The 21,680-nt window shown below is 55.7% G+C and carries 25 protein-coding genes; all 25 read left to right on the top strand.

Going from position 1 to position 21,680, the window contains the following annotated elements; all coding sequences use genetic code 11:
- Positions 1–30: 30 nt before the first annotated feature.
- Positions 31–4,104, top strand: coding sequence for a DNA-directed RNA polymerase subunit beta (rpoB, locus tag POS17_RS27340; protein WP_016968678.1), 4,074 nt, complete (start codon positions 31–33; stop codon positions 4,102–4,104).
- Positions 4,105–4,168: 64 nt separating this feature from the next.
- On the top strand, positions 4,169–8,368 hold the full coding sequence (rpoC, locus tag POS17_RS27335; protein ID WP_060841341.1) for a DNA-directed RNA polymerase subunit beta': 4,200 nt from the start codon (positions 4,169–4,171) through the stop codon (positions 8,366–8,368).
- A 201-nt stretch (positions 8,369–8,569) separates the two neighbouring features.
- Positions 8,570–8,941: a 30S ribosomal protein S12 gene (gene rpsL / locus POS17_RS27330; RefSeq protein WP_003186084.1), complete on the top strand. Its 372-nt coding sequence runs from the start codon at positions 8,570–8,572 to the stop codon at positions 8,939–8,941.
- A gap of 111 nt (positions 8,942–9,052) precedes the next feature.
- Complete coding sequence (gene rpsG, locus POS17_RS27325) at positions 9,053–9,523, top strand: 30S ribosomal protein S7 (RefSeq protein ID WP_007925959.1); 471 nt, start codon at positions 9,053–9,055, stop codon at positions 9,521–9,523.
- 30 nt (positions 9,524–9,553) lie between these two features.
- On the top strand, positions 9,554–11,701 hold the full coding sequence (fusA, locus tag POS17_RS27320) for an elongation factor G (protein WP_060841340.1): 2,148 nt from the start codon (positions 9,554–9,556) through the stop codon (positions 11,699–11,701).
- Between the two features lie 34 nt (positions 11,702–11,735).
- Positions 11,736–12,929, top strand: coding sequence for an elongation factor Tu (gene tuf, locus POS17_RS27315; protein ID WP_060841339.1), 1,194 nt, complete (start codon positions 11,736–11,738; stop codon positions 12,927–12,929).
- Between the two features lie 140 nt (positions 12,930–13,069).
- Complete coding sequence (gene rpsJ / locus POS17_RS27310) at positions 13,070–13,381, top strand: 30S ribosomal protein S10 (protein ID WP_003186070.1); 312 nt, start codon at positions 13,070–13,072, stop codon at positions 13,379–13,381.
- A gap of 80 nt (positions 13,382–13,461) precedes the next feature.
- Positions 13,462–14,097 carry a 50S ribosomal protein L3 gene (gene rplC, locus POS17_RS27305; RefSeq protein ID WP_007924205.1) on the top strand — a complete coding sequence of 212 codons (636 nt, stop codon included), beginning with the start codon at positions 13,462–13,464 and terminating at the stop codon, positions 14,095–14,097.
- Positions 14,098–14,109: 12 nt separating this feature from the next.
- Positions 14,110–14,712 carry a 50S ribosomal protein L4 gene (gene rplD, locus POS17_RS31325; protein ID WP_007924200.1) on the top strand — a complete coding sequence of 201 codons (603 nt, stop codon included), beginning with the start codon at positions 14,110–14,112 and terminating at the stop codon, positions 14,710–14,712.
- A complete protein-coding gene (gene rplW, locus POS17_RS27295) occupies positions 14,709–15,008 on the top strand; it encodes a 50S ribosomal protein L23 (RefSeq protein WP_002555488.1) in 300 nt (99 codons plus the stop codon). The genes rplD and rplW overlap by 4 nt, the downstream gene beginning before the upstream one ends.
- A gap of 14 nt (positions 15,009–15,022) precedes the next feature.
- Positions 15,023–15,847, top strand: a complete 825-nt coding sequence (gene rplB / locus POS17_RS31320) for a 50S ribosomal protein L2 (RefSeq protein WP_011063775.1) — start codon at positions 15,023–15,025, stop codon at positions 15,845–15,847.
- Positions 15,848–15,863: 16 nt separating this feature from the next.
- A complete protein-coding gene (gene rpsS / locus POS17_RS27285; protein ID WP_002555486.1) occupies positions 15,864–16,139 on the top strand; it encodes a 30S ribosomal protein S19 in 276 nt (91 codons plus the stop codon).
- A gap of 13 nt (positions 16,140–16,152) precedes the next feature.
- Positions 16,153–16,485 (top strand): 50S ribosomal protein L22, encoded by a 333-nt coding sequence (gene rplV, locus POS17_RS27280; protein WP_003103908.1) that lies wholly within the window; start codon positions 16,153–16,155, stop codon positions 16,483–16,485.
- 13 nt (positions 16,486–16,498) lie between these two features.
- Positions 16,499–17,185, top strand: a complete 687-nt coding sequence (rpsC, locus tag POS17_RS27275; protein WP_007924192.1) for a 30S ribosomal protein S3 — start codon at positions 16,499–16,501, stop codon at positions 17,183–17,185.
- A gap of 12 nt (positions 17,186–17,197) precedes the next feature.
- Complete coding sequence (rplP, locus tag POS17_RS27270; protein ID WP_003228729.1) at positions 17,198–17,611, top strand: 50S ribosomal protein L16; 414 nt, start codon at positions 17,198–17,200, stop codon at positions 17,609–17,611.
- Complete coding sequence (gene rpmC / locus POS17_RS27265) at positions 17,611–17,802, top strand: 50S ribosomal protein L29 (protein WP_002555481.1); 192 nt, start codon at positions 17,611–17,613, stop codon at positions 17,800–17,802. The genes rplP and rpmC overlap by 1 nt, the downstream gene beginning before the upstream one ends.
- Positions 17,803–17,804: 2 nt before the next feature.
- Positions 17,805–18,071, top strand: a complete 267-nt coding sequence (gene rpsQ / locus POS17_RS27260; RefSeq protein ID WP_003194644.1) for a 30S ribosomal protein S17 — start codon at positions 17,805–17,807, stop codon at positions 18,069–18,071.
- A 23-nt stretch (positions 18,072–18,094) separates the two neighbouring features.
- A complete protein-coding gene (gene rplN / locus POS17_RS27255) occupies positions 18,095–18,463 on the top strand; it encodes a 50S ribosomal protein L14 (RefSeq protein ID WP_002555479.1) in 369 nt (122 codons plus the stop codon).
- A gap of 11 nt (positions 18,464–18,474) precedes the next feature.
- Positions 18,475–18,789, top strand: coding sequence for a 50S ribosomal protein L24 (gene rplX, locus POS17_RS27250; protein WP_007896770.1), 315 nt, complete (start codon positions 18,475–18,477; stop codon positions 18,787–18,789).
- 20 nt (positions 18,790–18,809) lie between these two features.
- Positions 18,810–19,349, top strand: coding sequence for a 50S ribosomal protein L5 (gene rplE / locus POS17_RS27245; protein ID WP_003210069.1), 540 nt, complete (start codon positions 18,810–18,812; stop codon positions 19,347–19,349).
- Positions 19,350–19,362: 13 nt separating this feature from the next.
- The gene (rpsN, locus tag POS17_RS27240) at positions 19,363–19,668 is read left to right on the top strand and encodes a 30S ribosomal protein S14 (protein WP_003228726.1); all 306 of its coding nucleotides are present in this window, start codon (positions 19,363–19,365) and stop codon (positions 19,666–19,668) included.
- Positions 19,669–19,875: 207 nt separating this feature from the next.
- On the top strand, positions 19,876–20,268 hold the full coding sequence (gene rpsH, locus POS17_RS27235; protein ID WP_011063773.1) for a 30S ribosomal protein S8: 393 nt from the start codon (positions 19,876–19,878) through the stop codon (positions 20,266–20,268).
- Between the two features lie 12 nt (positions 20,269–20,280).
- Positions 20,281–20,814 (top strand): 50S ribosomal protein L6, encoded by a 534-nt coding sequence (gene rplF, locus POS17_RS27230; RefSeq protein WP_016966733.1) that lies wholly within the window; start codon positions 20,281–20,283, stop codon positions 20,812–20,814.
- A 10-nt stretch (positions 20,815–20,824) separates the two neighbouring features.
- A complete protein-coding gene (gene rplR / locus POS17_RS27225) occupies positions 20,825–21,175 on the top strand; it encodes a 50S ribosomal protein L18 (protein WP_003186037.1) in 351 nt (116 codons plus the stop codon).
- 3 nt (positions 21,176–21,178) lie between these two features.
- Positions 21,179–21,679: a 30S ribosomal protein S5 gene (rpsE, locus tag POS17_RS27220; RefSeq protein ID WP_007924184.1), complete on the top strand. Its 501-nt coding sequence runs from the start codon at positions 21,179–21,181 to the stop codon at positions 21,677–21,679.
- Position 21,680 lies beyond the last annotated feature (1 nt).

Here is a 21,680-nt window from a genome sequence, read left to right as displayed (position 1 = left end):
ATAAGCAGGTGACCAAGCTGGGGAACGCTGATGGCTTACTCATATACTGAGAAAAAACGTATCCGCAAGGACTTTAGCAAGTTGCCGGACGTCATGGATGTGCCGTACCTCCTGGCCATCCAGCTGGATTCGTATCGTGAATTCTTGCAAGCGGGAGCGACTAAAGATCAGTTCCGCGACGTGGGCCTGCATGCGGCCTTCAAATCCGTTTTCCCGATCATCAGCTACTCCGGCAATGCTGCGTTGGAGTATGTCGGTTATCGCCTGGGCGAACCGGCGTTTGATGTTAAAGAATGCGTGTTGCGTGGTGTGACTTACGCCGTACCTTTGCGGGTAAAAGTCCGTCTGATCATTTTCGACAAAGAATCGTCGAACAAAGCGATCAAGGACATCAAAGAGCAAGAAGTCTACATGGGTGAAATCCCCCTGATGACTGAGAACGGTACCTTCGTAATCAACGGTACCGAGCGTGTAATCGTTTCCCAGCTGCACCGTTCCCCTGGCGTATTCTTCGACCACGACCGTGGCAAGACGCACAGCTCCGGTAAGCTGCTTTACTCTGCGCGGATCATTCCGTACCGCGGTTCGTGGCTGGACTTCGAGTTCGACCCGAAAGACTGCGTGTTCGTCCGTATTGACCGTCGCCGCAAGCTGCCTGCGTCGGTTCTGCTGCGCGCGCTGGGTTACACCACTGAAGAAGTGCTGGACGCTTTCTACACCACCAACGTATTCCATGTGAAAGGCGAGAGCCTGAGCCTGGAGCTGGTGCCTCAGCGCCTGCGTGGTGAAATTGCCGTTCTGGACATCCAGGATGACAAGGGCAAGGTTATTGTCGAGCAGGGTCGTCGTATCACCGCTCGTCACATCAACCAGCTGGAAAAAGCCGGTATCAAGGAGCTGGATGTACCTCTGGACTATGTCCTGGGTCGTACCACCGCCAAGGCTATCGTGCACCCGGCTACCGGCGAAATCCTGGCAGAGTGCAACACCGAGCTGAACACTGAAATTCTGGCAAAAATCGCCAAGGCTCAGGTTGTTCGCATCGAAACTCTGTACACCAACGACATCGACTGCGGTCCGTTCGTTTCCGACACTCTGAAGATCGACTCCACCAGCAACCAATTGGAAGCGCTGGTCGAGATCTATCGCATGATGCGTCCTGGCGAGCCGCCGACCAAAGATGCAGCCGAGACGCTGTTCAACAACCTGTTCTTCAGCCCTGAGCGCTATGACTTGTCCGCCGTTGGCCGGATGAAGTTCAACCGTCGGATCGGTCGTACCGAGATCGAAGGTTCTGGCGTGCTGTGCAAAGAAGACATCGTTGCCGTACTGAAGACTCTGGTCGACATCCGTAACGGTAAAGGCATCGTCGATGACATCGACCACCTGGGTAACCGTCGTGTTCGCTGCGTAGGCGAAATGGCCGAGAACCAGTTCCGCGTTGGCCTGGTGCGTGTAGAGCGTGCGGTCAAAGAGCGTCTGTCGATGGCCGAAAGCGAAGGCCTGATGCCGCAAGACCTGATCAATGCCAAGCCAGTGGCGGCGGCAGTGAAAGAGTTCTTCGGTTCCAGCCAGCTGTCGCAGTTCATGGACCAGAACAACCCGCTCTCCGAGATCACCCACAAGCGTCGTGTCTCTGCACTCGGCCCAGGTGGTCTGACCCGCGAGCGCGCAGGCTTTGAGGTTCGTGACGTACACCCGACTCACTACGGTCGTGTATGCCCGATCGAAACGCCGGAAGGTCCGAACATCGGTCTGATCAACTCCCTGGCGGCCTATGCGCGCACCAACCAGTACGGCTTCCTTGAGAGCCCGTACCGTGTAGTGAAAGACGCTCTGGTTACCGACGAGATTGTGTTCCTGTCCGCCATCGAAGAGGCCGATCACGTGATCGCCCAGGCTTCGGCGACCATGAACGACAAAGGTCAGCTGATCGATGAGCTGGTAGCTGTTCGTCACTTGAACGAATTCACTGTCAAGGCGCCGGAAGACGTCACCTTGATGGACGTTTCGCCGAAGCAGGTAGTTTCGGTTGCAGCGTCGCTGATCCCGTTCCTCGAGCACGACGACGCCAACCGTGCATTGATGGGTTCCAACATGCAGCGCCAGGCTGTACCGACACTGCGTGCCGACAAGCCGCTAGTAGGTACCGGCATGGAGCGCAACGTTGCCCGTGACTCCGGTGTTTGCGTTGTGGCTCGCCGTGGCGGCGTGATCGACTCGGTCGATGCCAGCCGTATCGTGGTTCGTGTTGCGGATGACGAAGTTGAGACTGGCGAAGCCGGTGTTGATATCTACAACCTGACCAAGTACACCCGCTCCAACCAGAACACCTGCATCAACCAGCGTCCGCTGGTGAGAAAGGGTGATCGGGTACAGCGCAGCGACATCATGGCCGATGGTCCGTCCACCGACATGGGTGAGCTGGCACTGGGTCAGAACATGCGTATCGCCTTCATGGCATGGAACGGCTTCAACTTCGAAGACTCCATCTGCCTGTCCGAGCGTGTGGTTCAGGAAGACCGCTTCACCACGATCCACATCCAGGAACTGACCTGCGTGGCTCGTGACACCAAGCTTGGCCCAGAGGAAATCACTGCAGACATCCCGAACGTGGGTGAGGCTGCACTGAACAAGCTGGACGAAGCCGGTATCGTTTATGTAGGTGCTGAAGTTGGCGCAGGCGACATCCTGGTCGGTAAGGTCACTCCGAAAGGCGAGACTCAACTGACTCCGGAAGAGAAGCTGCTGCGTGCGATCTTCGGTGAGAAAGCCAGCGACGTTAAAGACACCTCCCTGCGTGTGCCTACCGGTACCAAGGGTACTGTCATTGACGTACAGGTCTTCACTCGTGACGGCGTTGAGCGTGACGCTCGTGCTCTGTCCATCGAGAAGAGCCAGCTCGACGAGATCCGCAAGGATCTGAACGAAGAGTTCCGCATCGTGGAAGGCGCGACCTTCGAACGTCTGCGCTCCGCTCTGGTCGGCCATAAAGCCGAAGGCGGCGCCGGTCTGAAGAAAGGCCAGGAAATCACCGACGAAGTTCTCGACGGTCTTGAGCACGGCCAGTGGTTCAAACTGCGCATGGCTGAAGATGCTCTGAACGAGCAGCTCGAGAAGGCTCAGGCCTACATCGTTGACCGCCGCCGTCTGCTGGACGACAAGTTCGAAGACAAGAAGCGCAAACTGCAGCAGGGCGATGACCTGGCTCCAGGCGTGCTGAAAATCGTCAAGGTCTACCTGGCAATCCGTCGTCGCATCCAGCCGGGCGACAAGATGGCCGGTCGTCACGGTAACAAGGGTGTGGTCTCCGTGATCATGCCGGTTGAAGACATGCCGCACGATGCCAATGGCACCCCGGTCGACGTCGTCCTCAACCCGCTGGGCGTACCTTCGCGTATGAACGTTGGTCAGATTCTCGAAACTCACCTGGGCCTCGCGGCCAAAGGTCTGGGCGAGAAGATCAACCGCATGGTTGAAGAGCAGCGTAAGGTGGCGGAGCTGCGCACCTTCCTGGACGAAATCTACAACCAGATCGGTGGTCGCAACGAAGACCTGGACAGCTTCTCCGATCAGGAGATTCTGGATCTGGCGAACAACCTGCGCGGCGGTGTGCCAATGGCCACTCCGGTGTTCGACGGCGCCAAGGAAAGCGAAATCAAGGCCATGCTGAAACTGGCGGACCTGCCAGAGAGCGGCCAGATGCAGCTGACCGACGGCCGTACCGGCAACAAGTTCGAGCGTCCAGTTACCGTTGGCTACATGTACATGCTGAAACTGAACCACTTGGTAGACGACAAGATGCACGCTCGTTCTACCGGTTCGTACAGCCTGGTTACCCAGCAGCCGCTGGGTGGTAAGGCGCAGTTCGGTGGTCAGCGTTTCGGGGAGATGGAGGTCTGGGCACTGGAAGCATACGGTGCTGCATACACTCTGCAAGAAATGCTCACAGTGAAGTCGGACGATGTGAACGGTCGTACCAAGATGTACAAAAACATCGTGGACGGCGATCACCGTATGGAGCCGGGCATGCCCGAGTCCTTCAACGTGTTGATCAAAGAAATTCGTTCCCTCGGCATCGATATCGATCTGGAAACCGAATAACACGTGACGCGAATCGAGAGCGGGGCAGGATTGCCCGCTCTCTGCTCCGCCAGGAGGAAAGGCCTTGAAAGACCTACTGAATTTGCTGAAAAACCAGGGTCAAGTCGAAGAGTTCGACGCCATCCGTATCGGATTGGCCTCGCCTGAGATGATCCGTTCGTGGTCGTTCGGTGAAGTTAAAAAGCCGGAAACCATCAACTACCGTACGTTCAAGCCTGAGCGTGACGGCCTGTTCTGCGCCAAGATCTTTGGCCCGGTAAAGGATTACGAGTGCCTGTGCGGTAAGTACAAGCGCTTGAAGCATCGCGGCGTGATCTGCGAGAAGTGCGGCGTTGAAGTTGCACTGGCCAAGGTTCGTCGTGAGCGCATGGCGCACATCGAGCTGGCCTCGCCGGTTGCCCACATCTGGTTCCTGAAATCGCTGCCGTCCCGTATCGGCCTGCTGATGGACATGACCCTGCGTGATATCGAGCGCGTTCTCTACTTCGAGAGCTACGTTGTTATCGATCCAGGCATGACCACCCTGGAAAAGGGTCAGCTGCTGAACGACGAGCAGTACTTCGAAGCGCTGGAAGAGTTTGGTGATGACTTCGACGCCCGCATGGGTGCCGAGGCTGTCCGCGAGCTGCTGCACGCTATCGACCTGGAGCACGAGATTGGCCGTCTGCGTGAAGAGATTCCGCAAACCAACTCGGAAACCAAGATCAAGAAGCTGTCCAAACGTCTGAAGTTGATGGAGGCCTTCCAAGGCTCCGGCAACCTGCCAGAGTGGATGGTGTTGACCGTTCTGCCGGTTCTGCCGCCAGATCTGCGTCCACTGGTTCCGCTGGATGGCGGTCGCTTTGCGACTTCCGACCTCAACGACCTGTATCGTCGAGTGATCAACCGTAACAACCGTTTGAAGCGCCTGCTGGATCTGTCCGCTCCGGACATCATCGTGCGCAACGAAAAGCGTATGTTGCAGGAAGCCGTCGACGCCTTGCTCGACAACGGTCGTCGTGGCCGCGCTATTACCGGTTCGAACAAGCGTCCTCTGAAATCCCTGGCTGACATGATCAAGGGTAAGCAAGGTCGTTTCCGTCAGAACTTGCTCGGTAAGCGCGTTGACTATTCTGGTCGTTCGGTAATTACCGTAGGTCCGACCCTGCGTCTGCACCAGTGCGGTCTGCCGAAGAAGATGGCTCTCGAGCTGTTCAAGCCGTTCATTTTCGGCAAGCTGGAAATGCGTGGCCTGGCCACGACCATTAAAGCTGCCAAGAAGATGGTCGAGCGCGAGCTGCCAGAGGTTTGGGACGTTCTCGCTGAAGTGATTCGCGAACACCCAGTGCTTCTCAACCGTGCACCGACCCTTCACCGTCTGGGTATCCAGGCGTTTGAACCGGTACTGATCGAAGGTAAGGCTATCCAGCTGCACCCTCTGGTCTGTGCGGCGTACAACGCCGACTTCGACGGCGACCAAATGGCCGTGCACGTTCCGCTGACGTTGGAAGCCCAGCTGGAAGCGCGTGCGTTGATGATGTCGACCAACAACATTCTGTCGCCAGCCAACGGTGAGCCAATCATCGTTCCGTCGCAGGACGTTGTATTGGGTCTGTACTACATGACCCGTGAAGCGATCAACGCCAAAGGCGAAGGTCGTGTGTTCGCCGACCTGCAGGAAGTCGACCGTGTATTCCGCGCCGGCGAAGCTGCTCTGCACGCCAAGATCAAGGTTCGTATCAACGAAACCGTCAATGATCGCGATGGCGGCAGCGTGAGCACCACCCGTATTGTCGACACTACTGTCGGCCGTGCGCTGCTGTTCCAGGTTGTGCCAAAAGGCCTGTCTTTCGACGTCGTCAACTTGCCGATGAAGAAGAAAGCGATCTCCAAGCTGATCAACCAGTGCTACCGCGTGGTGGGTCTGAAAGAGACCGTGATCTTCGCTGACCAGTTGATGTACACCGGTTTTGCTTACTCGACCATTTCCGGCGTTTCGATCGGCGTTAACGACTTCGTTATCCCGGATGAAAAAGCCCGCATCATCGGTGCTGCCACCGACGAAGTGAAGGAAATCGAGAGCCAGTACGCCTCCGGCCTGGTAACCCAGGGCGAGAAGTACAACAAAGTGATCGACCTTTGGTCGAAGGCTAACGACGAAGTATCCAAGGCGATGATGGCCAACCTCTCGAAAGAGAAGGTCATTGACCGTCACGGCGAAGAAGTCGAGCAAGAGTCGTTCAACTCGATGTACATGATGGCTGACTCGGGTGCGCGGGGTTCCGCTGCACAGATCCGTCAGTTGGCCGGTATGCGTGGTCTGATGGCCAAGCCGGACGGCTCCATCATCGAAACGCCGATTACTGCGAACTTCCGTGAAGGTCTGAGCGTACTCCAGTACTTCATCTCGACTCACGGTGCTCGTAAAGGTCTGGCGGATACCGCGTTGAAAACTGCGAACTCCGGTTACCTGACTCGTCGTCTGGTAGACGTGGCGCAGGATCTGGTTGTAACCGAGATCGATTGCGGCACCGAGCACGGTCTGCTGATGACTCCGCACATTGAAGGCGGTGACGTTGTAGAGCCTCTGGGTGAGCGCGTTCTGGGTCGTGTTATCGCCCGTGACGTATTCAAGCCGGGTACCGAGGACGTCATCGTTCCTGCGGGCACTCTGGTCGACGAGAAGTGGGTTGAGTTCATCGAGCTGAACAGCATCGACGAAGTAATCGTGCGTTCGCCGATCAGCTGCGAAACCCGTTATGGCATCTGCGCCAAGTGCTACGGTCGCGACCTGGCTCGTGGTCACCTGGTGAACATCGGTGAAGCGGTTGGCGTAATCGCTGCCCAGTCCATCGGTGAGCCGGGCACCCAGTTGACGATGCGTACGTTCCACATCGGTGGTGCGGCAAGCCGTACCTCGGCAGCGGACAGCGTACAGGTGAAAAATGGCGGTACCGTCCGTCTGCATAACCTGAAGCACGTTGAGCGGGTGGATGGTCACCTGGTTGCCGTGTCGCGTTCGGGCGAGCTGGCAATTGCCGACGACTTCGGTCGTGAGCGCGAGCGCTACAAGCTGCCTTACGGTGCTGTGATTTCGGTGAAGGAAGGCGATAAGGTCGACGCTGGTGCCATCGTGGCCAAGTGGGATCCGCACACTCACCCAATCGTTACCGAAATGAAAGGTACCGTGACCTACGTGGGCATGGAAGAAGGCATCACGATCAAGCGTCAGACTGACGAATTGACCGGTATGACCAACATTGAAGTACTTGACGTCAAGGACCGTCCAGCTGCCGGTAAGGACATTCGTCCAGCCGTGAAGATGGTGGGTATGGATGGCAAGGATCTGCTGCTGCCAGGTACCGACGTACCGGCCCAGTACTTCCTGCCGGCTAACGCCCTTGTGGGTGTTGCCGACGGTGCGCAGATTGCGATCGGTGATGTTATCGCTCGTATTCCGCAAGAAACTTCGAAGACCCGTGACATCACCGGTGGTCTGCCGCGTGTTGCTGACTTGTTCGAAGCTCGTCGTCCGAAGGAAGCCTCGATTCTGGCTGAAGTCAGCGGCACCATCGCGTTCGGTAAAGAGACCAAGGGCAAGCGCCGTCTGGTCATCACTCCGAACGACGGTAGCGATCCGTATGAGGAGCTGATTCCGAAGTGGCGTCACCTGAACGTCTTCGAAGGCGAACAAGTGAACCGCGGCGAAGTTATTTCCGACGGTCCGAGCGATCCACACGACATCCTGCGTCTGCTGGGTGTGAGTGCGCTGGCCAAGTACATCGTTAACGAGATCCAGGACGTTTATCGTCTGCAGGGCGTGAAGATCAACGATAAGCACATCGAGACCATCCTGCGTCAGATGCTGCGTAAAGTTGAGATTGCCGAATCCGGCGACTCCAGCTTCATCAAGGGCGACCAGATGGAACTGACTCACGTACTGGTAGAAAACGAGCGTCTGAGCGCTGAAGACAAGTTCATCTCCAAGTTCACCCGCGTACTGCTGGGTATTACTAAGGCGTCCTTGTCCACTGAGTCGTTCATCTCGGCGGCCTCTTTCCAAGAGACCACTCGTGTTCTGACCGAAGCGGCAGTGACCGGCAAGCGCGACTACCTGCGCGGCCTGAAGGAAAACGTGGTCGTGGGTCGTCTGATCCCGGCCGGTACCGGCCTGGCTTACCACAGTGAGCGTAAGCGCCGTCGTGATGCAGACAAGCCACTGCGTGTAAGCGCAAGCGAAGTCGAAGCAGCACTGACTGAAGCGCTGAACTCCAGCGGTAACTGAGGTCTGCAGTAGATTGAGATGAGGCCCCGGTTTTTCCGACTGAGAATCGAGACATTTTTTGTCGCGGTTCACTGATCGGAGTGGCCGGGGCCTTGCCTTGACTGGGGACGGGATCCTCTTTAGACTCTTGTACCCCTAAATTTGGTGGAGCTCCTGCTCTGCCATTTTGTTTATGTCGAAAGACAACAGTGGAGCTAGTAGATGGCAACTATCAACCAGCTGGTACGTCAGCCGCGTAAGCGTATCGTCGAGAAATCCGACGTGCCTGCGCTGCAGAACTGCCCGCAACGTCGTGGCGTGTGCACTCGCGTGTATACCACTACGCCGAAAAAACCTAACTCGGCACTGCGTAAAGTATGCCGTGTGCGTCTGACCAACGGTTTCGAGGTTTCCTCGTACATCGGTGGTGAAGGCCACAACCTGCAAGAGCACAGCGTCGTTCTGATTCGCGGCGGTCGTGTAAAAGACTTGCCAGGTGTTCGTTATCACACCGTTCGCGGCTCCCTGGATACCTCCGGCGTTAAAGGTCGTAACCAAGGTCGTTCGAAGTACGGTACCAAGCGTCCGAAGTAATCGGCCGTTTTGCAGTTTTTAATTATATTGAGTCGATAAGAGTAAGGTCGGGCACGCGTCCATTGGATCAACTGTCCCGAGCTAACCTGAAGACCGTTTGAGGGCTTATCAATGCCAAGACGTCGCGTAGCAGCCAAACGTGAGATTCTGGACGATCCGAAATACGGAAGCCAGATCCTCGCCAAGTTCATGAACCACGTAATGGAGAGCGGCAAGAAAGCCGTTGCCGAGCGTATCGTTTATGGCGCGCTGGAAAAAGTTAAAGAGCGCAAGAACAGCGATCCCCTGGAAATCTTCGAGAAAGCTCTCGACGCCATCGCTCCGCTGGTCGAAGTGAAGTCGCGCCGTGTAGGCGGTGCTACTTACCAGGTTCCGGTCGAAGTTCGTCCGTCCCGTCGTAACGCTCTGGCAATGCGCTGGTTGGTAGACTTCGCCCGCAAGCGCGGCGAGAAGTCTATGGCTCTGCGTTTGGCTGGCGAACTGCTGGACGCTGCCGAAGGCAAAGGTGCTGCAGTTAAGAAGCGTGAAGACGTTCACCGTATGGCTGAAGCCAACAAGGCTTTCTCGCACTACCGCTTCTAATCTCAGCATCATTCATTTTGCGAGGGCTTTATGGCTCGTACTACAGCAATCAACCGCTACCGTAACATCGGTATCTGTGCCCACGTTGACGCGGGCAAGACTACCACTACCGAGCGGATCCTGTTTTACACAGGTCTCAGCCACAAGATGGGTGAGGTGCATGACGGCGCTGCTACCACCGACTGGATGGTGCAGGAGCAGGAGCGTGGTATCACCATTACCTCCGCTGCTGTAACTACCTTCTGGAAAGGTTCGCGCGGCCAATACGATAACTATCGTGTCAACGTTATCGATACCCCAGGCCACGTAGACTTCACCATTGAAGTAGAGCGCTCTCTGCGCGTACTCGACGGCGCGGTCGTTGTGTTCTGCGGTACTTCCGGTGTTGAGCCTCAGTCCGAAACCGTATGGCGTCAAGCCAACAAGTACGGCGTCCCACGTGTTGTTTACGTGAACAAGATGGACCGTGCTGGTGCTAACTTCCTGCGCGTTGTTGGTCAGATCAAGAATCGCCTGGGCCACACCCCGGTTCCGGTTCAGCTGGCTATCGGCGCTGAAGATAACTTCGAAGGTCAGGTTGATCTGATCAAGATGAAGGCTATCTACTGGAACGACGACGACAAGGGTACTACCTATCGCGAGGAAGAAATTCCTGCTGATATGCTGGACCTGGCTACCGAGTGGCGCTCCAACATGGTTGAAGCCGCTGCTGAAGCCAACGAAGAGCTGATGAACAAGTACCTTGAAGAAGGTGACCTGACTCCAGAAGAGATCAAGGCTGGCCTGCGTGCGCGCACCCTGGCGAGCGAGATCGTTCCGGCTGTCTGCGGTTCTTCGTTCAAGAACAAGGGTGTTCCCCTGGTTCTCGACGCCGTTATCGACTTCCTGCCTGCTCCTACCGAGATCCCGGCGATCAAGGGCATCCACCCGGACCTCATCGAGAAGCCGAAGGATGAGCTGGTAGAGGCGGATTACGACGAGCGTCACGCTGATGATGCTGAACCGTTCTCGGCTCTGGCATTCAAGATCGCTACCGACCCGTTCGTTGGTACTCTGACTTTCGTGCGCGTTTACTCGGGCTTCCTGAGCTCGGGCGATTCCGTGATCAACTCGGTCAAGGGCAAGAAAGAGCGCGTTGGTCGTATGGTGCAGATGCACGCCAACCAGCGTGAAGAGATCAAGGAAGTACGTGCAGGCGATATCGCTGCCCTGATCGGCATGAAGGACGTCACCACTGGTGATACTTTGTGCGATCTCGACAAGCAGATCATTCTTGAGCGTATGGACTTTCCTGAGCCTGTAATTTCGGTGGCAGTAGAGCCGAAAACCAAGCAGGACCAGGAGAAGATGGGTATTGCACTGGGCAAACTGGCTCAGGAAGACCCGTCGTTCCGCGTCAAGACTGACGAAGAGACTGGTCAGACCATCATTTCCGGTATGGGTGAGCTGCACCTGGATATCCTCGTTGACCGCATGAAGCGCGAGTTCAACGTCGAAGCCAACATCGGCAAGCCGCAGGTTTCGTACCGCGAGAAGATCACCAAGAGCAACGTTGAGATCGAAGGCAAGTTCGTTCGTCAATCGGGTGGTCGCGGTCAGTTCGGTCACTGCTGGATCCGTTTCTCGGAGCCGGACGTCGACGCGAGCGGCAACATCACCGAAGGTCTGGTCTTCACCAACGAAGTTGTTGGTGGTGTGGTTCCTAAGGAATACATCCCGGCTATCCAGAAGGGTATCGAAGAGCAGATGAAGAACGGCGTCGTTGCCGGCTATCCGCTGATCGGCCTGAAGGCTACCGTGTTCGATGGTTCCTACCACGACGTCGACTCCAACGAGATGGCGTTCAAGGTGGCGGCCTCCATGGCGACCAAGCAGCTGGCCCAGAAGGGCGGCGGTGTTGTGCTCGAGCCGATCATGAAGGTTGAAGTAGTAACCCCAGAGGACTACATGGGTGACGTGATGGGTGACCTGAACCGTCGTCGTGGTCTGATTCAGGGTATGGATGACTCGGTGTCCGGCAAGGTGATCCGCGCCGAGGTACCACTGGGTGAAATGTTCGGTTATGCAACTGACGTTCGTTCCATGTCTCAGGGTCGCGCGAGCTACTCCATGGAATTCTCCAAATACGCCGAAGCTCCGTCGAACATCGTCGAAGCTCTCGTTAAAAAACAAGGCTGATTCAGTCTCCCCTTTAGGCTAGGAGTTTATTGTCGTGGCTAAAGAAAAATTTGAACGTAACAAACCGCACGTCAACGTTGGCACCATCGGTCACGTTGACCACGGTAAAACCACTCTGACTGCTGCTCTGACTCGCGTTTGCTCCGAAGTTTTCGGTTCGGCTCGTGTTGACTTCGACAAGATCGACAGCGCCCCAGAAGAAAAGGCTCGTGGTATCACCATCAACACTGCTCACGTAGAGTACGATTCGCACATTCGTCACTACGCGCACGTTGACTGCCCAGGTCACGCCGACTACGTCAAAAACATGATCACCGGTGCTGCCCAGATGGACGGCGCGATCCTGGTTTGCTCGGCTGCCGATGGTCCGATGCCACAAACTCGTGAGCACATCCTGCTGTCCCGTCAGGTAGGCGTTCCGTACATCGTTGTCTTCCTGAACAAGGCTGACATGGTTGACGACGCTGAGCTGCTGGAACTGGTTGAGATGGAAGTGCGCGATCTGCTGAGCACTTACGACTTCCCAGGTGACGACACTCCGATCATCATCGGTTCGGCTCTGATGGCTCTGAACGGCCAAGACGACAACGAAATGGGTACCACCGCTGTTAAGCGTCTGGTAGAAACTCTGGATACCTACATCCCAGAGCCAGAGCGTGCTATCGACAAGCCGTTCCTGATGCCAATCGAAGACGTATTCTCGATCTCCGGTCGTGGCACCGTGGTAACTGGCCGTGTTGAGCGTGGTATCGTTCGCATCCAGGAAGAAGTTGAGATCGTTGGTCTGCGCGACACTCAGAAAACTACCTGCACCGGCGTTGAAATGTTCCGCAAACTGCTCGACGAAGGTCGTGCTGGCGAGAACTGCGGCGTTCTGCTGCGTGGTACCAAGCGTGATGACGTTGAGCGTGGTCAGGTTCTGGTTAAGCCAGGCACCGTTAAGCCTCACACCAAGTTCACCGCTGAAGTTTACGTTCTGAGCAAAGAAGAAGGCGGCCGTCATACTCCGTTCTTCAAAGGCTACCGTCCACAGTTCTACTTCCGTACTACTGACGTGACTGGTAACTGCGAGCTGCCAGAAGGCGTTGAAATGGTAATGCCAGGTGACAACATCCAGATGACTGTCACTCTGATCAAAACCATCGCGATGGAAGATGGTCTGCGTTTCGCTATCCGTGAAGGCGGTCGTACCGTCGGCGCCGGCGTCGTAGCCAAAGTCATCGAGTAATCGACGACTCATGAAGAAGCCCCCGCTTGCGGGGGCTTTTTTATTGGGTTGACACTCTGTGGGGCCGTCTATAGAATTGCGCCTCCTTTTAACGGGCGTATTGCGCCCGGTGGGAATAGCAGCCTGGAGTCTGAAATCCAATGCAAAATCAGCAAATCCGTATCAGGTTGAAGGCTTTCGACCATCGCCTGATCGACCAATCCACCCAGGAAATCGTGGAAACCGCGAAACGTACTGGTGCTCAAGTGCGTGGTCCAATTCCACTGCCTACCCGTAAAGAGCGGTTCACCGTTCTGGTCTCTCCGCACGTCAACAAAGACGCGCGTGACCAGTACGAGATCCGTACTCATAAGCGTGTCCTGGACATCGTCCAGCCAACGGATAAAACCGTTGACGCACTTATGAAGCTTGATCTTGCGGCAGGTGTGGAAGTGCAGATCAGCCTCGGCTAAGACTCGGTCTTAGTCGTGTAACGCTCTGAAATGGGCGGCCATAGCGGGTGAAAGCCCCGTACACTCATGAGGTTTACAACATGACTATTGGTGTAGTCGGTCGTAAATGCGGTATGACCCGTATTTTCACCGAAGAAGGTGTCTCCATTCCGGTCACGGTCATTGAGATCGAGCCGAATCGCGTCACCCAGTTCAAAACTGAAGAAACCGATGGCTATCGTGCAGTGCAAGTCACTGTAGGTGAGCGTCGTGCTTCGCGCGTGACTGCTGCTCAAGCAGGTCACTTCGCTAAAGCGAACGTTGCTGCTGGTCGTGGCGTTTGGGAATTCCGTCTTGAAGAAGGCGAATACCAAGCTGGCGATCTGATCAATGCAGAAATCTTCGCAGCTGGCCAACTGGTAGATGTTACCGGTCAGTCGAAAGGTAAAGGCTTCGCCGGTACCATCAAGCGTTGGAATTTCCGCGGTCAAGATAACACCCACGGTAACTCCGTTTCCCACCGCGTCCCGGGCTCTATTGGCCAGTGCCAGACTCCTGGTCGTGTATTCAAGGGCAAAAAAATGTCCGGTCATATGGGCGCTGAGCGCGTGACCGTGCAGTCCCTGGAAGTAGTGCGCGTCGACGCTGAACGCAATCTGTTGTTGGTCAAGGGTGCTGTTCCTGGCGCTACTGGCGGCAACCTGGTTGTACGTCCGGCGGCCAAGGCTCGCGGTTAAGGGGAAGCTGACATGCAATTAAATGTAAATGACGCTCAAGCGATCGAAGTTTCCGAACTGACATTTGGCGGCGAATTCAACGAGACGCTGGTTCACCAAGCAGTCGTGGCCTACATGGCCGGCGGCCGTCAAGGTAGCAAGCAGCAAAAGACCCGTTCCGACGTTTCCGGTGGCGGCAAGCGCCCATGGCGTCAGAAAGGTACTGGCCGTGCTCGTGCCGGTACTATCCGTAGCCCAATCTGGCGTGGCGGCGGTACCACTTTCGCAGCTCGTCCTCAGGATCACTCCCAGAAGCTGAACAAGAAGATGTATCGCGCAGCAATGCGTTCCATCCTTGCTGAGCTGGTGCGTACTGATCGTCTGGTCGTGGTTCAGGATTTCGCTGTTGAAACTCCGAAGACCAAAGATCTGCTGGGCAAACTGAACAACATGAGCCTGACCGACGTTCTGATCGTGTCGGACGCTGTTGATCAGAACCTGTACCTGGCTGCTCGTAACCTGCCTCACGTTGATGTACGTGACGTGCAAGGTTCCGATCCAGTTAGTCTGATCGCATACGACAAAGTGTTGATCACTGTGTCGGCCGTGAAGAAATTCGAGGAGCTGCTGGGATGAACCAGGAACGCGTATTTAAAGTTCTGCTTGGCCCGCACGTTTCCGAGAAGGCTACGGTTCTGGCAGACAAGAAAGGCCAGTTCGTTTTCAAGGTTGCTACTGATGCAACCAAGCTGGAAATCAAGAAGGCCGTCGAAAGCCTGTTCAGCGTGAAAGTGGAGCGCGTTACTACCCTGAATGTTCTGGGTAAGAGCAAGCGTACCGCTCGCGGTCTGGGCAAGCGTAATGACTGGAAGAAGGCAGTTATCTCCCTTCAGCCAGGCCAAGATCTCGATTTCAGCAGCAGTGCTGAGTAAGGAAGGGGTGCATCATGGCAATCGTTAAATGCAAACCGACTTCCCCTGGCCGCCGTTTTGTGGTCAAGGTGGTCAACCAGGAGCTGCATAAAGGCGCTCCTCACGCACCGCTGCTCGAGAAGAAGTCGAAGTCTGGTGGTCGTAACAACAATGGCCGTATTACCACTCGTCACGTTGGTGGTGGTCATAAGCAGCATTACCGTCTGGTCGACTTCCGTCGCAACGACAAAGATGGCATCGCTGCCACTGTCGAGCGTATCGAATACGATCCAAACCGTACTGCTCACATCGCTCTGCTGCTGTACGCAGATGGCGAGCGTCGCTACATCATCGCCCCTAAGGGTGTGAGTGCTGGCGACCAGCTGATCGCAGGTGCTTTGGCGCCGATCAAGCCGGGCAACGCTCTGCAACTGCGCAACATCCCAGTTGGTAGCACCGTACACGGCATCGAACTGAAGCCAGGTAAAGGCGCGCAAATCGCTCGTTCGGCTGGTGCTTCGGCTCAGCTGGTCGCTCGCGAAGGTGTCTACGTGACCCTGCGTCTGCGCTCTGGTGAGATGCGTAAAGTGCTGGCTGAGTGCCGTGCGACCCTGGGCGAAGTCTCGAACTCCGAGCACAGCCTGCGTTCGCTGGGTAAAGCTGGTGCCAAACGCTGGCGTGGCGTTCGCCCAACCGTTCGTGGTGTTGCCATGAACCCGGTTGACCACCCACATGGTGGTGGTGAAGGTCGTACCTCTGGTGGTCGTCATCCGGTATCGCCATGGGGCTTCCCGACTAAGGGCGCGAAGACTCGTGGTAATAAGCGTACCGACAAAATGATCGTCCGTCGTCGCAAGTAAATAGAGGGATACGACAGTGCCACGTTCTCTGAAAAAAGGTCCTTTTATTGATCTTCACCTACTGAAGAAGATCGAAGTGGCGGCGGAAAAGAACGATCGCAAACCAGTTAAGACCTGGTCGCGCCGTTCCATGATCCTGCCACAAATGGTCGGTCTGACCATTGCTGTGCATAACGGTCGTCAACATGTTCCAGTTCTCGTGAACGAAGACATGGTCGGCCACAAACTGGGCGAGTTCGCCGGTACCCGTACATATCGCGGGCACGTGGCTGACAAGAAAGCCAAGCGTTAAGGGGTAAGGAATGATGGAAGTAGCCGCTAAGTTGTCGGGCGCTCGAATCTCCGCCCAGAAAGCCCGCTTGGTCGCCGACCAGATCCGCGGGAAGAAGGTGGGCGAAGCGCTCAACCTGTTGGCTTTCAGCAGTAAGAAAGCCGCCGAGATCATGAAGAAAGTGCTGGAGTCGGCCGTAGCCAACGCCGAGCATAACGAAGGCGCAGACGTTGATGACCTGAAGGTCTCCACCGTTTTCGTCAACGAAGGGCGTTCGCTGAAGCGCATCATGCCACGTGCCAAAGGCCGTGCTGATCGCATCGTCAAGCGGTCTTGCCATATCACTGTCAAGGTTGCTGACAAGTAACGGAGTCGAAGAGATGGGTCAGAAAGTACATCCCATTGGCATTCGCCTGGGAATCGTCAAGGAGCACACCTCCGTCTGGTACGCAGACGGTCGGACTTATGCGGACTATTTGCTCGCAGATCTGAATGTGCGTGAGTATCTCCAAGACAAACTAAAAAGCGCGTCCGTAAGCCGTATCGATATCCATCGTCCGGCTCAAACTGCACGCATCACCATCCACACCGCTCGTCCCGGCATCGTGATCGGCAAGAAAGGTGAAGATGTTGAGAAGCTGCGTCAGGACCTGACCAAGCAAATGGGTGTGCCTGTGCACATCAATATCGAAGAGATCCGCAAGCCGGAGCTCGACGGTATGCTGGTTGCGCAGAGCGTAGCTCAGCAGCTGGAGCGTCGCGTAATGTTCCGTCGTGCTATGAAGCGCGCTGTACAGAACGCCATGCGCATTGGTGCCAAAGGCATCAAAATCCAAGTGAGCGGTCGTCTCGGCGGTGCTGAAATCGCACGTACTGAATGGTATCGCGAAGGTCGTGTGCCACTGCACACCCTGCGTGCCGATATCGACTATGCCACCTACGAAGCTCACACCACTTACGGTGTGATCGGTGTGAAGGTTTGGATCTTCAAAGGCGAAGTAATTGGTGGTCGCCAAGAAGAGCTGAAGCCGCAAGCACCTGCGCCTCGTAAAAAAGCTGCTAAGTAAGGGGTACGCCAAATGTTGCAACCAAAGCGTACGAAGTTCCGCAAGCAAATGACCGGCCACAACCGTGGTCTGGCATTGCGCGGTAGCAAAGTCAGCTTCGGCGAGTTCGCGCTGAAGTCTGTTGCTCGTGGTCGTCTCACCGCTCGTCAGATCGAGTCAGCGCGTCGTGCTCTGACCCGTCACGTAAAACGTGGTGGCAAGATCTGGATCCGTGTATTCCCGGACAAGCCTATTTCCAAAAAACCACTCGAAGTTCGGATGGGTAAAGGTAAGGGTAACGTCGAATACTGGGTTGCCCAGATTCAGCCAGGCAAAGTCCTGTATGAAATCGAGGGTGTTTCTGAAGAGCTGGCGCGTGAGGCTTTCGCCCTGGCTGCTGCAAAGCTGCCGCTCGCCACCTCCTTTGTTAAACGGACGGTGATGTGATGAAAGCGAATGAACTTCGTGAAAAATCCGCACAGCAGCTGAACGAGCAACTGCTCGGCCTGCTGCGCGACCAGTTCAATCTGCGTATGCAGAAGGCAACTGGCCAGTTGGGGCAGTCTCATCTGCTCTCGCAAGTTAAGCGTGACATCGCTCGCGTGAAGACTGTGCTCAACCAGCAGGCAGGTAAGTAATCATGGCTGAAGCCGAAAAAACTGTCCGTACGCTGACTGGCCGTGTTGTCAGCGACAAGATGGACAAGACCATCACCGTTCTGATCGAGCGTCGCGTTAAGCACCCTATCTACGGTAAATACGTTAAGCGTTCGACTAAGCTGCACGCGCACGACGAAACCAATCAGTGCCACATCGGCGACAAAGTCACTATTCGTGAAACTCGTCCGATGGCCAAGACCAAGTCTTGGGCCCTGGTTGATGTTCTCGAACGCGCTGTGGAAGTCTAAGGGCTAGGGGTCGGAGAAATTATATGATTCAGACTCAATCCATGCTCGATGTGGCCGATAACAGCGGCGCTCGCCGCGTTATGTGCATCAAGGTGCTGGGTGGCTCCCATCGTCGTTACGCTGGTATCGGTGACATCATCAAAGTGACCGTCAAGGAAGCAATTCCTCGCGGTAAGGTGAAGAAAGGCCAAGTGATGACTGCTGTTGTAGTCCGCACTCGCCACGGTGTTCGTCGTGCAGACGGCTCCATCATCCGCTTTGATGGCAACGCTGCTGTTCTGTTGAACAACAAGCAAGAGCCGATCGGCACCCGTATCTTTGGGCCAGTGACCCGTGAACTTCGTACTGAGAAGTTCATGAAGATCGTCTCGCTCGCCCCAGAAGTGCTGTAAGGAGATCCGACATGCAAAAGATTCGTCGTGACGACGAGATCATCGTGATCGCCGGCAAAGACAAAGGTAAGCGCGGTAAGGTGCTTAAGGTTCTGGCTGATGACCGTCTGGTCGTCGGTGGCCTGAACCTGGTCAAGCGTCATACCAAGCCTAACCCGATGTCGGGCGTACAGGGCGGTATCGTCGAGAAAGAAGCGCCACTGCACGCTTCCAACGTCGCCATTTTCAACGGCGAAACCAACAAGGCTGACCGCGTTGGTTTCAAAGTAGAAGACGGCAAAAAAATTCGTGTCTTCAAGTCGACCCAAAAAGCGGTTGATGCTTGAACACTGCTAGGTAGAAGACCATGGCACGACTAAAAGAGATTTACCGGAAGGAAATCGCTCCGAAACTTAAGGAAGAACTTAAGCTTTCGAACGTGATGGAAGTTCCGCGCGTTACCAAAATCACCCTGAACATGGGTCTGGGCGAAGCGATCGGCGACAAAAAAGTCATCGAGCATGCTGTTGCTGACCTGGAAAAGATCACCGGCCAGAAAGTCGTTGTGACCTACGCTCGTAAATCCATCGCTGGCTTCAAAGTCCGCGAGGGATGGCCGATCGGCGTCAAAGTGACCCTGCGCCGTGAGCGTATGTACGAGTTCCTGGATCGTCTGCTGTCGATCTCCCTGCCTCGGGTTCGCGACTTCCGCGGCCTGAATGCCAAGTCCTTCGACGGTCGTGGCAACTACAGCATGGGTGTCAAAGAGCAGATCATTTTCCCGGAAATCGATTACGACAAGATCGATGCTCTCCGCGGTCTGGACATTACCCTGACCACCACTGCTAAGAACGATGACGAAGGCCGCGCTCTGCTGCGTGCTTTCAAATTCCCGTTCCGCAACTGATTGGAGTAGGAAAATGGCCAAGAAGAGCATGAAAAACCGTGAGCTGAAGCGTCAGCTCACCGTTGCCAAGTACGCCACCAAGCGTGCAGCGCTGAAAGCTATCATCGTGGATCTGAACGCAAGTCCAGAAGCTCGTTGGGAAGCTACCGTAGCTCTGCAGAAGCAGCCACGTGACGCCAGCGCCTCGCGCATGCGTAACCGCTGCCGCCTGACTGGTCGTCCGCACGGCGTTTACCGCAAGTTCGGCCTGGGCCGTAACAAGCTGCGTGAAGCTGCAATGCGTGGTGACGTACCAGGTCTGGTTAAAGCCAGCTGGTAATAGCTATCGAAGTCGCGGTGTTCGGGCTCGCAAGATCTCGATCACCGGTGGCCTTGAACGTGAATCAAGCCCCTTTTGGGGCTTGATTCATTTCTGGGGTGTGTCTAGAATGACCGGCTCGCCTGAGCCCGTGTTTTTTGCCCGGAATTTCTCGGCGACAGTTGTAGCCGCAAGGCTAATTCTTTTTGTATCAGGAGCATCTAGCCCATGAGTATGCAGGACCCGTTAGCGGACATGCTAACTCGAATCCGTAATGCCCAGATGGCTGAAAAGTCCGTCGTAAGCATGCCGTCTTCCACGCTGAAGGTGGCTGTAGCAAAAGTCCTGAAGGACGAAGGTTACATCGCGGGTTATCAGATCAGCAGCGAAATCAAGCCTCTGCTGTCCATCGAGCTGAAGTACTTCGAAGGCCGTCCGGTCATCGAAGAAGTGAAGCGCGTTAGCCGTCCAGGCCTGCGTCAGTACAAGTCCGTTGAAGAGCTGCCGAAAGTTCGTGGCGGTCTTGGCGTGTCTATCGTCTCCACCAACAAAGGTGTGATGACTGATCGTGCTGCGCGCGCTGCCGGTGTCGGCGGCGAAGTTCTTTGCACTGTGTTCTAAGGGGGGATAAGCATGTCTCGCGTCGCTAAGAACCCCGTTAAGCTGCCAGCTGGTGTCGAAGTTAAATTCGCCGGCCAACAGCTTTCGGTGAAGGGTGCCAAGGGCACTCTCGAACTGAACGTTCACTCGTCCGTTGAAATTGTTGAGGAAGCTGGTGAGCTGCGTTTCGCTGCTCGCAATGGCGATCAACAAACTCGTGCAATGGCCGGTACCACTCGTGCTCTGGTAAACAACATGGTCCAAGGCGTAAGCCAAGGCTTCGAGCGCAAGCTCCAGCTGGTCGGTGTTGGTTACAAGGCACAAGCAAAAGGAACAGTGCTGAACCTGGCCCTCGGCTTCTCGCATCCAGTGGATTACGAACTGCCGGAAGGCATCACCGCTGAGACTCCTAGCCAGACCGATATCCTGATCCGGGGCATCGATAAGCAGCTGGTAGGTCAAGTGGCCGCTGAGATCCGCGACTTCCGTCCACCAGAGCCTTACAAAGGTAAAGGTGTGCGCTACGCGGACGAAGTCGTCCGTCGTAAAGAAGCCAAGAAGAAGTAGGGCATAGCAAATGACCGACAAAAAAGTTACTCGACTGCGTCGCGCTCGCAAAGCACGCCTGAAAATGCACGAACTCGAAGTCGTGCGTCTCTGCGTGTTCCGCTCTTCGCAGCACATCTACGCCCAGGTCATTTCGGCCGACGGCAACAAAGTCCTGGCAAGTGCCTCGACTTTGGATAAAGAACTGCGTGATGGCGCCACTGGCAACATCGACGCGGCCACTAAGGTTGGCCAGCTGGTCGCTACGCGTGCAAAAGCCGCTGGCGTCTCGCAGGTGGCTTTCGACCGCTCTGGCTTCAAGTACCACGGCCGCGTCAAGGCGCTGGCTGATGCTGCTCGTGAAGCTGGGCTGGAGTTCTAAGTTATGTCAAATAACGACCAAAAGCGCGACGAAGGCTACATCGAGAAGCTGGTTCAAGTTAACCGCGTAGCCAAAACCGTTAAAGGCGGCCGTATCTTCACTTTCACCGCGTTGACCGTGGTTGGTGACGGTAAGGGCCGTGTTGGCTTCGGCCGTGGCAAGTCGCGTGAAGTGCCTGCTGCGATCCAGAAGGCAATGGAAGCTGCTCGCCGCAACATGATCCAAGTTGATCTGAACGGCACCACTCTGCAATACGCTATGAAGTCCGCTCACGGCGCTTCCAAGGTGTACATGCAGCCTGCTTCTGAAGGTACCGGTATCATCGCTGGCGGCGCTATGCGTGCTGTTCTCGAGGTTGCTGGTGTTCAGAACGTTCTGGCCAAGTGCTATGGCTCGACTAACCCAGTAAACGTGGTTCACGCCACTTTCAAGGGTTTGAAAGCAATGCAGTCCCCTGAATCCATTGCCGCCAAGCGTGGCAAAAGCGTCCAGGAGATCATCTGAT

It is taken from the genome of Pseudomonas sp. Os17, from assembly GCF_001547895.1.
Classification (GTDB): domain Bacteria; phylum Pseudomonadota; class Gammaproteobacteria; order Pseudomonadales; family Pseudomonadaceae; genus Aquipseudomonas.
This window is presented reverse-complemented; position numbering and strand designations above follow the sequence as displayed.